Source organism: Bacteroidia bacterium (genome assembly GCA_033391075.1).
GTDB lineage: Bacteria > Bacteroidota > Bacteroidia > J057 > J057 > JAWPMV01.
Genome location: JAWPMV010000001.1, coordinates 5,059,449 through 5,073,542 on the forward strand (window position 1 = coordinate 5,059,449; position 14,094 = coordinate 5,073,542).

11 protein-coding genes are annotated in these 14,094 nt (G+C 43.7%); 1 reads left to right on the forward strand and 10 read right to left on the reverse strand.

The window, feature by feature from the left end; genetic code table 11:
* Positions 1 to 3 precede the first annotated feature (3 nt).
* Positions 4 to 831 (reverse strand): sugar phosphate isomerase/epimerase, encoded by an 828-nt coding sequence (locus tag R8P61_20130; GenBank protein MDW3649388.1) that lies wholly within the window; start codon positions 829 to 831, stop codon positions 4 to 6.
* 10 nt (positions 832 to 841) lie between these two features.
* The gene (locus R8P61_20135) at positions 842 to 2,239 is read right to left on the reverse strand and encodes a sialate O-acetylesterase (protein MDW3649389.1); all 1,398 of its coding nucleotides are present in this window, start codon (positions 2,237 to 2,239) and stop codon (positions 842 to 844) included.
* 85 nt (positions 2,240 to 2,324) lie between these two features.
* On the opposite strand from R8P61_20135, the gene R8P61_20140 reads away from it, so the two are divergent.
* On the forward strand, positions 2,325 to 3,698 hold the full coding sequence (locus tag R8P61_20140) for an FAD-linked oxidase C-terminal domain-containing protein (GenBank protein ID MDW3649390.1): 1,374 nt from the start codon (positions 2,325 to 2,327) through the stop codon (positions 3,696 to 3,698).
* A gap of 144 nt (positions 3,699 to 3,842) precedes the next feature.
* Here R8P61_20140 and R8P61_20145 read toward each other — a convergent pair whose 3' ends face one another.
* The 8 genes from R8P61_20145 to R8P61_20180 form a co-directional block, all read right to left on the reverse strand.
* Positions 3,843 to 4,637: an SDR family oxidoreductase gene (locus R8P61_20145; GenBank protein MDW3649391.1), complete on the reverse strand. Its 795-nt coding sequence runs from the start codon at positions 4,635 to 4,637 to the stop codon at positions 3,843 to 3,845.
* Between the two features lie 49 nt (positions 4,638 to 4,686).
* A complete protein-coding gene (locus tag R8P61_20150; GenBank protein ID MDW3649392.1) occupies positions 4,687 to 5,760 on the reverse strand; it encodes a sialidase family protein in 1,074 nt (357 codons plus the stop codon).
* A 117-nt stretch (positions 5,761 to 5,877) separates the two neighbouring features.
* Positions 5,878 to 8,517 carry a TonB-dependent receptor gene (locus tag R8P61_20155; protein MDW3649393.1) on the reverse strand — a complete coding sequence of 880 codons (2,640 nt, stop codon included), beginning with the start codon at positions 8,515 to 8,517 and terminating at the stop codon, positions 5,878 to 5,880.
* A 12-nt stretch (positions 8,518 to 8,529) separates the two neighbouring features.
* Entirely contained in the window at positions 8,530 to 9,480 is a 951-nt protein-coding gene (locus tag R8P61_20160) for a FecR domain-containing protein (GenBank protein MDW3649394.1), read from the reverse strand.
* Complete coding sequence (locus R8P61_20165; GenBank protein MDW3649395.1) at positions 9,477 to 10,013, reverse strand: RNA polymerase sigma factor; 537 nt, start codon at positions 10,011 to 10,013, stop codon at positions 9,477 to 9,479. Before R8P61_20165 ends, R8P61_20160 begins: the two co-directional genes overlap by 4 nt.
* A 21-nt stretch (positions 10,014 to 10,034) precedes the next feature.
* Positions 10,035 to 10,781 (reverse strand): T9SS type A sorting domain-containing protein, encoded by a 747-nt coding sequence (locus R8P61_20170; protein MDW3649396.1) that lies wholly within the window; start codon positions 10,779 to 10,781, stop codon positions 10,035 to 10,037.
* Between the two features lie 11 nt (positions 10,782 to 10,792).
* Entirely contained in the window at positions 10,793 to 12,205 is a 1,413-nt protein-coding gene (locus tag R8P61_20175) for a DUF1501 domain-containing protein (GenBank protein MDW3649397.1), read from the reverse strand.
* 2 nt (positions 12,206 to 12,207) lie between these two features.
* On the reverse strand, positions 12,208 to 14,049 hold the full coding sequence (locus R8P61_20180) for a DUF1800 domain-containing protein (GenBank protein ID MDW3649398.1): 1,842 nt from the start codon (positions 14,047 to 14,049) through the stop codon (positions 12,208 to 12,210).
* Between the last annotated feature and the right edge of the window lie 45 nt (positions 14,050 to 14,094).

A 14,094-nucleotide genomic window follows, 5' to 3' on the forward strand; every position in this document is an offset into this window, starting at 1 on the left:
CTTTTATAATCCTAATGCTTCTAAAAATTGATAACTCTTTCTAATACTTTGAAGAGGATGGGGACTAAAATCCTGTTCCACATATGCATGGGAAATCCCAATCGTTCTGGCCATTTCCAGGCTTCTTTTTATATCTAACACTCCATTTCCTACTTCTAAAAATATCTCCGGCATATTCATAGCTGTTTCCAGGGTTTTAAAGTTAGGGGAAACACCAGCTTTGAGATCCTTGAGGTGCAGGAGTTTTATTCGATCTCCATGCTTCTTCATAAATTCGATTGGATCCTTTCCTGCCACGGCCAGCCAAAATATATCCAGTTCAAAGGAAACCAGTTCCGGATCGGTATGATTGAGAAAGACCTCCATAGGAGAATAGCCTTCTAATGGTTCGAATTCAAAATTATGATGATGATAGCAGAAGTAAACGCCTTGCTTTCTACAAGCCTCCCCACATCGATTGAAAAGTTCAGCCAGTTTTTTATAATGATCCAGATTCCCTCTTTCCTGTGGTAACAACATCGGCATAACCAAATGCTTTACACCATATTGACTGGCTATATTTAGCTGCGATTGAAAGGAATCATCCTCCGGTTTTGGAATCCCATAGGCTTCCCATTGCCCGGTCAAAAAGGGGGGCATCACATGGCTACTACTTACCGAAAGACCCAATTCCTTTAAGAGGCTAGCATATGCAGGAACAAGATGTATGCTGTGAAACTCGATTTCCTTATAGCCGATCTCTGCTACTTTCCTCAGACAGTTCCCCCCGTCCTCTTCAAAGGCATCTCGTAAAGTATAAAGTTGTAGGCCTATGTGTTCAAAATATGTCATGTGTCTTTTGCTACTTCAGCTTGATCTCCCAGTCATCTGTTCTAAAAGCCGAAGCGGGTAATCCCGCTCTGTTAAAGAGATTGGGTTCTGCCCTATTGCTAAATGCAAATCTCACCGCTTTTGGTGAACTTACCTTTGGAGAAGAAACCCATACCTTATCTCCTTTGATGCGAGCCTCCGCTTTATGGAAAACCTGGTCTTTACCTGCTATATAAAATTCTTTCAGCCTATCGCCTTTTTTCATCAATCCTCCCCCTACATGATCGAAAGAAAGTACAATAGACTTTTTCTTGATATCCATAGAAGTGTAAACCGGACCACTATAGGTAACATCCGTTCTGCCATAGGTTTTTGCCAGGGCCCATAATGCTAATCTTTGGCCCACATCCTGTTTATTCTGGGGATGAATGTTTTTCAGATTTCCAATATCATTGGTAACGGCCATTCCTGTTTTCGGGACATTCAGCATGGTATAGAGCTGAGCATCTCGAACAACCGCTGCATCGATATTGAGTTCAGAATTATAATTAAAAGGCGCGATTTGGGCGAAATAGAAAGGAAATTCTTTGCCCCACAGCTCTCTCCAACTCTTTATCATCAGTGGGAAGGATTTATAATAGGAAAAGGCATTGACTCGATTAGATTCTCCCTGATACCAAATAGCTCCAGCAATATCGAATTTTAGGAAAGGGTGTATCATCGCATTATAGCAAACCCCTGTTTCTTCCGGCCACCAGGGGACACGTTTTATTTTCTCTGCAGCGGAAACCAATTCAGCGTCTTTTTCCAATTGGTTTTTGGGAATCCAGGCTTCTACATTCGTTCCACCCCAATTGGTGTTGATCAAACCGATGGGGACTTCCAGGTCCTTATGCAATTTCTGCCCAAAGAAATAGGCCACGGAACTAAAGTTCTTCATCGTCTCCGGGGAACACTCTGCCCATTCTGCAGGGATATCGTCCTGGGGGTGCTCAGACTTACGCTTGGGTGCTGTAAAGAAGCGGATATTCGGAAAATTTGCTGCTGCTATTTCTTCTTCCGCATTATCCAGTCCCATCAAAGGAGTCCACTCCATATTTGACTGTCCGGAACAAATCCAGACTTCTCCTATCATGATATTTTTGAAACTCAGGTTTTCATGTCCGATGATGCTAATCTCATAAGGTCCACCTGCTTCAGGAGTTTCCAACTCAATCTCCCAATATCCCTGATCCGCTTTGATACTGGTCTCTTTTTCGTCCCAACTTGTAAAGACTTTTAGGTCTTCATTGGTATTAGTAGTCCATCCCCAGAGTTTGGCAGTAGAATTTCTCTGCAGAACCATATGGTCAGAAATGATGGAGGGGGTCCAGATCTTTGCCTGACACAGACTCCAGGAGAGTAATAATAGTAGTAGTGTTCGTTTCATGTGCAATTTTTGGAAATTTAAGCTTTCACAAGCGAAAAACAATAGCTGTCTTCTCAGGCAAATTAATGTGTATCTTTCTTTAGCTATGAAAAAGCTCTCTACCAACATTGCAAGTCTTCAAGGCATATTAGGAAATCGACTGAAACTTGAAGAAGAAATCCGAAGCCTTCATGCAGAAGATATTTCCTGGCATCCGGCTTTGCTGCCGGATGCGGTTTGCTATCCTCAAGACACGGAGGAAGTAGCGGAGATTGTGAAAATATGTGCAAAACATAAGACTCCTATTGTGCCCTTTGGTGCGGGCACTTCTCTGGAAGGGCATATCATTCCTCAAAGAGGAGGCATCAGTCTCGATATGAGCCGAATGAATCAGGTACTTTCCATTAATCCTATTGATAAAGATTGTGTAGTTGAGGCAGGGGTAAAGAAATTGGTGCTAAATGAACAGCTTAAAAAGGAAGGGCTCTTTTTTGCAGCAGGCCCCAATATTGATGCAAGTCTGGGCGGGATAGCTGCTACTGCTGCCAGTGGCGCGAATGCGGTACGTTATGGGACGGCCAGAGAAAATATTCGAGCATTGAGAATCGTGACTGCCAAAGGGGAAATCATGGATACAGGCAGGCGAGTAAAAAAACATGCAGCCGGTTATGATTTGACTCATTTAATGATCGGTTCGGAGGGAACCCTGGGCATAATCACGGAAGTAACTGCCATTCTTCATCCCATTCCACAACATGCAGCTGTGGCAGTTATATCATTTCCGAATATGGATGCAGCAATAGGGGCAGCATTGGCTTTGGGAAAAGAAGGCTTGCCATTGGCGATGCTTGAATTTATGGACGAGACTATACTGAAAATGGTCAACACCTATTGCCAAACGGATTATCCCTGCTTACCCAGCCTCTTTCTCGAATTACATGGAGAAGAAGAAATGGTTGAGAATTATCAGGAAAAGATAGGCAAACTTAGCTCACAATTTGGAGGAAGTGGATTTAAATGGGGGACAGAAAGTCAGGATAAAGAAGAGTTATGGAAGGCTCGTTATAATGCCGCTTATGCGGCCAAAGATAGCCGTCCGGGTGGAGCCCTGATCCCAACTGATGTTTGTGTCCCTATTTCGATGCTGGCACAATGCATCCGAGAAATCAAGGAAGAGATACAGGACATCCCATTGACGCTTCCCTTTCTTGGACATGTAGGAGATGGGAATTTTCATATTACACCCTGCATCATGGAGGATGATCCCGCAGAAGTAAAATGGATGCAGGAACTCAATCATCGCCTTATCTGCAAAGCACAGGCCCTCGGGGGAACCTGCACAGGCGAACATGGCATAGGAATCGGTAAGAAGGCATACCTGAAAGAGGAAGCTGGGCCGGTTGCTATTGCTATCATGAAAAGTATCAAAAAGGCCCTCGACCCGGATGACATTCTCAATCCCGGGAAGATTTTTGATTAAGATTGTATAGAGACAGTCATCTCGAAGTTTGGAAATGTGTTGGACTGCGTGCTGAGAGATCGTGTATTGAAAGTCGGTAGAATACAAGATCCTTCGGCGCGCTGGAGTCAGACGATAGCCAGCCTCAGGATGACAGGGATTTGTTTACTCCACCACCTTCAACCAACCACCATCGACATAATAAGTCGAGCCCACACAATAACTCGCTTTATCCGAGCACATAAAGACAAAGAAATTTGCGAGCTCTTCAGGGCTGGCAAATCGACCAATAGGCGTATTTTCTTTAGCAATATTGTCCAAATATTCTTTGGCCGTGATGCCTTGTTCTTCAGCTAGGGATTCTGCTGTATTCCACCAATCCGGTGTCAGGATCAATCCTGGATTGATGGTATTGACCCGAATGTTCATGGGGATGCACTCATTGGCCAGGCATTTAGAAAACATAGATAAGGCAGCCTTGGTGGTATTGTATATGGGTTCATAGCCCAAAGGTTGCTTGGCACAAATAGAAGAATTATTCAGGATTACCCCTCCTCCTCGGGCATTCATCAAAGGCATCATAGCTCTGGATAATCGAACCGCTGCCATTACATGCAAATCCCAGAAGTATTGCCACTTTTCATCTTCTGCATCTATGATCTTTTCGTTAGTGCCTTTGCCGGCATTATTAATCAAAATATCAGCACCTCCAAATTCTGCCTGAACCGCCTCAACAAAAGCTGTAATATCGTCCATTTTTGCGACGTCGCAGGCTTTCGCCAACACCTTTACGCCATAGGTCGTACGAATTCCCTCTGCCTCCTTTTCCAATCGTTCTTCATTTCTAGCACATAAGGCTAAATGCACGCCTTCCGCGGCCAGTCCTTTAGCTACCGCCAAACCTATACCTACGCTGCCTCCGGTGATGACAGCGACTTTATCTTTGAGTAGTAGATCCATGTATATTTTTTGCTTAAAATTAGATGAAGTCCCAATATAATTTTTTCCCTTAATCTACTGGCCAATTTCCATCCAGAATTGGCTTTGATTTCAATTCCCCTGGATCTAGTACTACATGCTTTACACGCTGTCTCTTCCAGGTATAGCTGATGTGCACTTTGCCATCTGCAGCCTGAATAACTGCAGGATAAGAATATTCCCCTTTCTCATTTTCCAGGACCGCTAAAGCTGACCAGGATTTTCCATCCTCGCTGATGGCTACATTCAAAGGGGAACGAGCTCCTCCCCATTTTCCCTTGGGGGTAGTCGTATGATTATAAACCAGTAAATGCCTTCCGTCTTTTAAGGTTAGTGCATCTGTTCCACTATTCGGATTGGGTAGTCCGCTGGGTTCTAAATCCGACCAAGTATTTCCAGCATCATCTGACCAACTACTCAGGAGGATACCTTCTTTACTTCTACATAATATCTGTAGCTTATTTCCCCCATGTTTGAGGATACTGGGTTGAATAGCATTGTAGGTTTTGCCATCATTTATAGGTTCAGATATTTCCCAACTTTCCCCAAAATCAGCAGTTCGTTCAAAGTGCACCCTCCATCCGTCATGCTCAGTACTTGAAGGACATAACAAGACATCACCGATCAATTCTGGTTTATTTTTAACCGGGCCAATTCCCCCTTCCAGTTTTTTTGCTTCCGACCAATTCTTTCCTCCATCTGAAGAACGTTTCATTTCGCCCCACCAGGTCGAAGGACTTGGGCCTACTTTATAAAACAGCAAAAGATCTCCATCAGGTACTTGAAACAAAACCGGATTCCAGCAAGGATGACGACTTCCATCTTCCTGCACTCCATCAGCAATAGCACGCATCTCCGTCCAGCTTTCATCAGCCTTTCTGCTCATCCATATTTCGACATCTTTGTTTTTCTCTTTTGTCCCTCCAAACCAAACGACCACCAGACCCTCTGGTGTTTCAGCAATACTGGAAGCATGGCATTCGGGAAAAGGAGCTGTTTCATATACAAATTCTGATTTAATCCCAGTTGTCAAAGGGACAGATATCTTATTTGAACATGAATAGCTGAGTAATAATAAGGCGAAGGCAGACAGTAGTAGTTTCATAAGTATTACAAGAGGTTTTCAACTTGCCGCAAGCATTTCTATATCTAATTTAGGAAAAAAGGGAAACATGATCTCCTCATACTCCAGCCAAGGCGATAATCTAGCTTTGAGATGGGCTTACCATCGAAGGCGAATTACCAGATTGGGCATGAATCGCAGCATGGTCTTTACCAATTCCTCTGACTCCGGATTGTCGGGCAGGTCTTCGGGAGAGTAGTATTCCGGGAAGTAGCGAATAGAAAGGATATTTTCCCGATCATAAACATTTAGAAGAGATAGTCCTATATTTCCTTTAACCGATCTCTCGAGGCTCGACGGAAATTGATACATGAGAGAAGCATCCAGTCTATGATAAGCCCTCAATCGATTGCCGTTACTTTCCCCTAAAATGGGCTGAACCACATAAAATTCTTCATCATCTTCCTGTTGAAATTCAATTTCATCTCCTATTCGAGGGGTAAAGGGTTTGCCGGATCGATAGGTCCATCCCAAAGAAAATTGCCAATTATTGAATTGGTACAATTGGATGAATTTGAAATTGTGGCGCTGATCATGAGGGGCAAAAAAGGGAGCTTCTCTAATGCCTTCAAAGTCATACAAGATTTGGCTGAGGGTATAACTGAGCCAAAAGCGATGGGCTCGCCATCGCCTTTTCAGGAGAAAATCAAGTCCATTGATCTTGGCCAGACCAGTTGCATACTCGGTTTCAGCAAAATTTTGAAAAGAAGTAGTCAGGGAAGTCAGATCAAATATCGCTTTATGGTAGAGTTCGAGATCGATCATCCATTCCTTTTTGTCATAGAGAATACCTGTATTTATCTGATAACTCTGAATAGCCGGAATAAAGTCATCACCAGAAAGCACCCACACCTGGTTGTGAAAGCCAAGGGGATCGAACTCCCATTCAATGAGTTGAGAAATGAATTGGCGATAGATGCCCGTATGAAGTCTAAGTTTCAAACCCGATTTGAATTGATAACTGACTTGCAATCGAGGAGCGGTATAGATTCGTTCAAACAGAGAATTCCCACTAAACCTCAAGCCTCCTTCTACATAAAACTGATGATTGGGAGAATAGACATAGCTGCCATAAAAAGTCTGGGTTTCCACATTCCAAAACCTTCCATCCTGAAACTCTCCATAGACTGCCTTAAAATCCAGTTCATAAGCGACATTTTTTGAGGACAACATCAAGCCTGCTTTCAAGCTATGTTTTCTCCCAAAGAACCACTGATGGTCACTGGTAAGGCGGTTGTCTTTTACATTATTTCGTTTGCCAAATTCTTCAAATACAAAGCTCTGATCGAAATCTTCTTTGGTAAAGGAATAACGGGAATTGTATTCAGAAAAACTCAGACGAGTATTAGCAACATAGCTTAAGCTATCCTTATAGGTCCAATTAACTGCGAAGCCGGAATTCAGGATCTCCAGGTCATCTGCCAGGAATTCATCTTTGGGTTCAATAGAAACATGGTAATTGAGTTGGTTTCTGCCATTAAAACTGGAAAAGGCAAGCTGATGCTTGTCTTTCAGATTATAGAGCCATTTGAAATTCCAGTCATTGAAGGCAAATCGTTCAAAGTCCACGCTGAAGTAATCCGTTTGATCCTCTAGTTCCCGCAACCAACCAATACGCGTTCCCTGAAACACCCGATCCTGCAATCGACTAAAGGTAAGCGTAGGAAAAAAGTCTGTGGTAGATCTTCTGGAAGAAAAAAGCAAAGCCATTTTCTTTTTGAGTAAGGGGGCTTGTAAATCAAAGCCCATATGAGTCAGGTTGAAAGCCAAACCAAGTCCCAATTTTTCGGGCACTTCATTTCCCTGGCTAAGGTCTATGGCCCCGGAAACTCTCCCGGCTTTGGAAACATCAAACCCACTTCTGGAAACCCGAGCTTCATCTATTGCATAGGGATTTACGGAGGAGATCATGTCGAAAAAATGCCCGGTTTGGTATAAAGGCATTCCTTCGATCATAACCAGGGTTTGGTCCGGAGTACCTCCCCGAATATGGAGACCTGCAGCAGTTTCATCCGGGCTATTGATTCCTGGCAGAACTTGCGCCATCTGGAAGATATCCGGCTCGGTCAATCCAGGCAAGCTTGAAACTTTTCCCGGACTGAGTTTGATAGAAATGGCGTCCTGGCTGATGCCATCGGTCAGGTATTCAGAAATCTCAAGACCTTTGAGGCTTAGGGTTTTTTGTTTGAGTAAAATAGGCGCGCAGGGACCTTTTCGTAACTCACCAAAAGATATTCGTTTCTTTTCATAGCCGATATAGCTGATGATGACTTCTGCTTCGTAAGGGATTTTACCCTTAATATAAAAGGATCCATCTTTCTGGCTAACTGCTCCTTTTCCTTCACTGGGTATGTTTAGATTGGCAAAGGAAATAGCTTCCTCCGAAAGAGAGTCCAGTACCCAGCCACATATATAGGGAATTTGATCTTCTTCGCTTTCTTTAGGTTTGATCAATACAAATCGTTCATCCAATATCTCAAAGTCCAAAATTGTCCCTTTCAGGATCAATTGCATGGCGACAGCAAGGGGAGATTCCGGAATATCAACCGTAATCTTTATCCCACTGATCTGCTTTTTCCGATAAGAGAAAAAAACCTGGTATTTCTTATGCAGGTCCTTAAAGACTTCCTCCAGCGCCACTTGATTATATCGCTCTTTGATGACAAGTTCTTCCTGCTCATGCCCCCAAAGAAAGCATGTCGTCAGCAAAAGTATGCATAGCAGGAAGAAGTGCTTCATCTAGGCAGTTTATTATTCTCGATAGATCCGTATTTTTTTAGGGGAAAGAATCTCATATTTCGCCTGAAAGCCTCCTGTCAGTTGTAGCAGGGCTTTCTCTTTATCATTCTTATAAAAATTGACACTCACGATCTCCTTGACATCCAGGTTTTGTATTTCAAATTCAACGCCATATATGCGTTCGAAAGCTGCCAGTGCTTCTTTTATGCTAATATCCTGTGCTGAATAAATGCCGTCCAGCCAATTGGGATAAATTTGCCCTAAATCCTCTTCCTCAAGGCTTCTGATTTCTCCCTTGTCAATTTGAAGGCTTTCCCCTGCAGTCAGTACCTGATTTTGACTGGCATCCTCATTATATACCTCTACCCTTCCGTCAAAACACACTACGTCCAATCGATCATTCCTCGTACTTACATTGAAGCGAGTCCCCAGGACTTTCACACTCCCCAATTCTGTCACAACCGTAAAGGCTGCTCCTTTTTCTACTTCGAAATAGGCTTCTCCTTCCAGGCCAACTTTTCTTTCCCTCGACCAGTTCTTTTCGTCATATACAATCTCGCTATTTTCATTTAGCCTAATCCATGAATTGTCTGGAAAAATCTTACTCTGCATTTCTCCAGCAAGCGTTGCTAAATGTTGCCCTTTATGTTCAGGGCTTGCTTTTTGGGGATAGAAAAAGAAAAGAAGAAGGGCAATCATGGCGGCGGCAGCTCCTATATAAAATAAAGGTCGTAAACTTCGAAGCGCTGTCTGGGGCTTTGTATCTTTTCTATTGCGATCCTGCTTGATTTGCTTCAATACATTTTCTCCCTCAAAGTTCGGACTTTGCAGCATTTCGGTGCCTTTAAGCAAACGACTCAGTTCATGATAATCCTCAGATTTCTCGAACTCCTTTTGCTCTTCATCTGTCAGCTCTCCATTTAGCCAGCGGGCCAAAAAGGTATCATCCGGATAATTACTCATATCTGTGGACTTAATTTTCTCAATGAAAGCAAAGCTCTGTGCATACGTTTCTCTACGGATTTCACACTTATGTCCAATATCTCTGCGATTTCCTGATAGGATTTCCCATTGATCCTGTTGAGGAGAAATACTACTCTCTGTTTTTCAGAAAGAGAAGAAATTGCCTCTTCCAACCTATTCAGAAACTCTTTCTCTTCCTGCAAATATTCCGGGCTCTCTATATTTTGTCTTTTCCCCTGTCTGCGGAGAAATTTCAAGACGACTTTTTGATGTTCCACTTTATGTAGAAATAGATTTTGCGCTACCTTATAGAGGAAACTTTTGGCTTTGCCGAATGGGACTTTTGCACAGTTTTTCCAAAGTCGGATATAAGCCTCCTGCACCAAATCTTCCGCCTCTAAGAGGTTTCCGCTTTTGTAATAGCAAAAGTTTCTAAGGGTTTCTGCATGTTCCTGGAAGATCTGATCAAAAATCACATCCTCACATACCGATCGGCTTTCTACGGATTCCATAGCTAACAGCTGGACTTGCATCTGATTTATAAAGGTAAAAAATTATTCAGCAGCCACGCTAACTACCACTTTATCCGTTCCAATCAACCGACCATTTTCGCCATAGACTTTCAGTACATAAATCCCATTTTGCTGACGAATAAAAGGAATGCCTATTTCCTGTATCCCCGTCCGTACTGCTCGTATATCCTGATACACCATTTGTCCCAACACATTCCATAGTTCTACATGTATTTCTTCCTCATATTTACTTTCATACCTCACAGCTGAAAAGAGGGTAGCAGGATTGGGATAAACCACCATCTGGGATTCCAGTTCTTCCAATGGACTCCCCAATTCAAAAGAGACTTCGCTGATACTTGAGCAGTCCGGGTGCCCCCAGTTGCTATTGACTGATAGGATTACGTATCGGGCAGAAATGAAGTCCAGTTCAGCAGCTTTTTCTCCAGAATAATAGGACTTTCCTGAAGCCTGATCCAAAAAAATCTTCCCCCACTCCGTCCAGCTTTCTCCATCTTCAGAATAATCAAGCGTCATTTCCTGAATCCCTTTGTCCAGGTCCTCAATTTTATTTGCGTTCCAAACGTGCAGGGATTTCAGGCTATACAAATCCCCAAAATCATACTGAATCCAATGGCCTGTACCTCTGTCCGGATTGGGATTGGGGCTGGTCTGACAAGAGAGCCAGGATTGATCCCAGACTTCGGCTTCTTTACATTGAGCTTGAGCATTTATATTAAAGCCAATTATCCAGGATAGGCAGGTAGTTATTATGACTAGATTTCTCATATTTTTACAGCTTAAAGCAAAAATCCGATAGGAGCAGTTTGCGAGTTAGGAGAATAAAAATTGGAAATATTGGGAAGGACCAGTGGCAAATCTGAAGGCGAAACTCCAAACCAGAGCGCCAGTTCTGCGAAATACTCATCACTGGAAACAGAAGGTAATAATACTCCTCCTCCAAGGTCCACATCTGACCGCAAGGCAAGGCTGGGATATTCGCCATACATTTTCCTTCCTTTCACCGCTCCACCCATCATCATCGAGATGCCTCCCCAGGCATGGTCTGTGCCGTTTCCATTGGAGGTAAGGGTGCGAGCAAAATCAGAGATTGTGAAGGTGGTGACCTTATCAGCAATATTCAACTCATTCATTGCCTGTTGTAGTTCTCCCATTGCCAGACTCAAGACACGAAGCAATCCCTGTTGATTGTTTAAGAGCTCATCATGATTATCAAAGCCTGGAAGTACCACAAAAAAGGTTTGACGACTCATGCCCAATGCCTGCCGGGCACCGATAGTCTTGGCAATCATCTGAAAACTTTGGGAAAGGAAATTAGGAGAGAAAATCGTATTGAGATTCACAGAAGATATCGAAGCCTTAAAAAGTTCATGGTTCTGCTGTGAGTCATGAATCACATCCGCATAGGTTTGCTTAAAGACATCCTGGTATTGCTGTTCAAGCAATCCTTTCACTGCCTGGGTCCGAATCTGGTTAATTACTTCCGGCTCATTATAGCCTTCGATTCCAGCACTGCCATCTCCATAGGGCGAAATGGTAAATTCAATAGATTGATTTCCCGCCTGAAAGACATTGTTTCCAGCCAAAGAGATATTCATCGAAATATCCTTGCTGCTACTGGAGGCCTGAAGGATATCGGCCATTCTTCCGGCCCAGCCAATATTGGATCTCTCATAAGGAATGGAAGTCTGCCATTGCTGCACCTGATCTGAATGACTAAAGAGCCCCAGTGGGAGTTTAGCAATTCCCGAATCCACATCCAGTTTATTTTGGATAGGCTCTATCAGGGTTCCCACATTTGCCAGAAAAGCCAAATTTCCCTGGTCAAAGATTTGTTTTAACTCCGGCATCGCTGGATGAAGTCCGTAGCTTTCACTCAATCCATCGGCCACTATGGGCAAGAGACTTTCCCTCGGAAGAGCCTGATTTGATCGGGTTGCTGTGTAATCGTTGTAGGGGCCGGCATCGGTGGGAACAAGCATATTATAGGAATCATTTCCTCCGGCGAGCAGAATGCAGATCAAAGCCTTATAATCTTCTTCCGGTTGGAAAGAGAGATGATAGGAAGGCGCAGCCAGTGCACTGCTCATTTGTAAATTGAGCAGACCATTGAGCAGGGTGGCGGAACCCAGAGCAGCGCAACTGGCAGTCCCCAAAAACTTACGGCGGCTATATGATTTATTTTTCTTCATGATCAGTTTAATATGGCGTAGTCAGGTGAAATAAAAATGAGGTAAAGGGCCATGGCTATTCTTTGCTCCTCTTCCTGCAGGCTACTAAGTGCATCCAGTATAATCTGCTGAGTAGATGCACTCAGCTGTCCATGTGCGATAAGAATATTGAGATGACTGAGTAGTTGTTGTGGATCCTGAGCCAGTTCGAACATATAATCGATTTCCATTTCGGCACTGCCTGTTTCGACTTCGTATGCTTCCCCAAACTCAATGGACTCACGTGGATCCTCTTCCACCATGATACTTTGGTAAAAGGTCCAGTAGTTAACCTCATTGATAAAGCGGATGGCTGTACTCGAATTATGGATTTGAAATTCAGGCCCAAACAATCCCAAATCAGAAATCACTCCAGTGGGCTGATAATCAGGCAGGAAAAAATTAAAAACGCTTGGAGAGGCTAAAGGGGATTGTCCGGATACATATTGAAAGCGATAAGCCGGATTGAAATACAAAGGTATCACATCAAAGGGTGCTACATTCAAGGCACGGCAAAAATGGGTGTAACGCAGAAGTGGTTCTCGCAATTGTGCCCGATTTAAATTCGCTACCCGGCCCTCACAGGCTCTAGCTGCATCATCCGTAAGGATGGCTTTTAATACAGCAGCCAAATCCCCCCGTACACCTTTCCCGTTGTCATTGAAAACGGAGGCTACCCGAAAGATGTAATCGGGACTGGGATTTGAGCTTACTAAACGCTGTATCAACAGACGGGCGATAAATGGCCCTACATTGGGGTGATAAAAGAGATTATCAATGGCATCCTCTATATCCTGCATACCACTTTGTCCCCCTGGAATGATAGTTCCTCTCAATAATTTCTTTTGTCCTCTTTCATGCTGGCCTTCGAACATTCTCATATGCCCCTTGGGATCAGCTCCAAAGAACTCCAGGCCAAAAAATGTTTCTTCCGGTATATCCTCAAATTCTTCAATCAGATATAATTGAGGGCGATAATTTGCTGCCCCCAAACCTGTAAACACCTTGGCAAATTCTTTAATGTCTTTGTTGTCATAGGTTGGAATAGGCTTGCCATCAACATCCAGTTTTCGGCTACCATCCAGATTCAATTCATACAAGCCGATGGAAAACAGCTGCATGATTTCGCGCGCGTAGTTCTCGTCCGGATGGATATTTCGCAGAGGATCTGCTTTGGGATTGTTGTAGTGAGAAAGGTAATGGCCCATGCAAGGATGAAGACTCACATCCAGGAGCAAGTCTCGGTAGTTGCCAAAGGAATGTTTTAGCAGCATGTCATAGTAATCCGCCAAACCGTATCCTGACAAGGAAAGCAGATCTGGTTGTTCAGACACGACAAAAATCTCGGAAAGAGCCAGGGCCATGCGCTGCCTTAATTGGTCCTCGGCAGTCATGATCGTCTGCCACCATCCGAGACGAAACATGATAGAAGGGATCAAAAAGTCTTCGTCTTCTTCCGGTTCTCCTTCAAACATAATGAAGAGATCGTATATCTTTTCGGCATTGGGCAAAGTCGGGCTAACAGGCAAGTTCATTTGCTCCTCCAACCAGGCTTCAAATCCCATATGGCTGGTACGCTGTATCTCTTCCCAGTTTGAGCCCAGGGTAGCTTGTGCAAGGAAACGGGAAGCATCAGACAGCATCCGCTCACTTTCCTCCGGAAATCCATTGATGGTTTGGATACCCTCTCGGGAAGCGTTGGATTCATCGCTGCTGCTTACTCGAATATTTTGGATATGTCCATTGCCCAGGTAGTCTTCGTAGACCTGTGCCCTGAGCGGCAAGTGTATCAGAGCTAGACAGATAAAAGTAAGTATAACACGCATCGCGGCTTTTTATGATGGATAAATGTGTCGATTTACCCAGCACAA

Bases quoted from the DNA above. Each gene is read 5' to 3' on its own strand.
- R8P61_20130 (MDW3649388.1), bottom strand. From the start codon at position 831: ATGACATATTTTGAACACATAGGCCTACAACTTTATACTTTACGAGAT.
- R8P61_20135 (MDW3649389.1), bottom strand. From the start codon at position 2,239: ATGAAACGAACACTACTACTATTATTACTCTCCTGGAGTCTGTGTCAG.
- R8P61_20140 (MDW3649390.1), top strand. From the start codon at position 2,325: ATGAAAAAGCTCTCTACCAACATTGCAAGTCTTCAAGGCATATTAGGA.
- R8P61_20145 (MDW3649391.1), bottom strand. From the start codon at position 4,637: ATGGATCTACTACTCAAAGATAAAGTCGCTGTCATCACCGGAGGCAGC.
- R8P61_20150 (MDW3649392.1), bottom strand. From the start codon at position 5,760: ATGAAACTACTACTGTCTGCCTTCGCCTTATTATTACTCAGCTATTCA.
- R8P61_20155 (MDW3649393.1), bottom strand. From the start codon at position 8,517: ATGAAGCACTTCTTCCTGCTATGCATACTTTTGCTGACGACATGCTTT.
- R8P61_20160 (MDW3649394.1), bottom strand. From the start codon at position 9,480: ATGAGTAATTATCCGGATGATACCTTTTTGGCCCGCTGGCTAAATGGA.
- R8P61_20165 (MDW3649395.1), bottom strand. From the start codon at position 10,013: ATGCAAGTCCAGCTGTTAGCTATGGAATCCGTAGAAAGCCGATCGGTA.
- R8P61_20170 (MDW3649396.1), bottom strand. From the start codon at position 10,781: ATGAGAAATCTAGTCATAATAACTACCTGCCTATCCTGGATAATTGGC.
- R8P61_20175 (MDW3649397.1), bottom strand. From the start codon at position 12,205: ATGAAGAAAAATAAATCATATAGCCGCCGTAAGTTTTTGGGGACTGCC.
- R8P61_20180 (MDW3649398.1), bottom strand. From the start codon at position 14,049: ATGCGTGTTATACTTACTTTTATCTGTCTAGCTCTGATACACTTGCCG.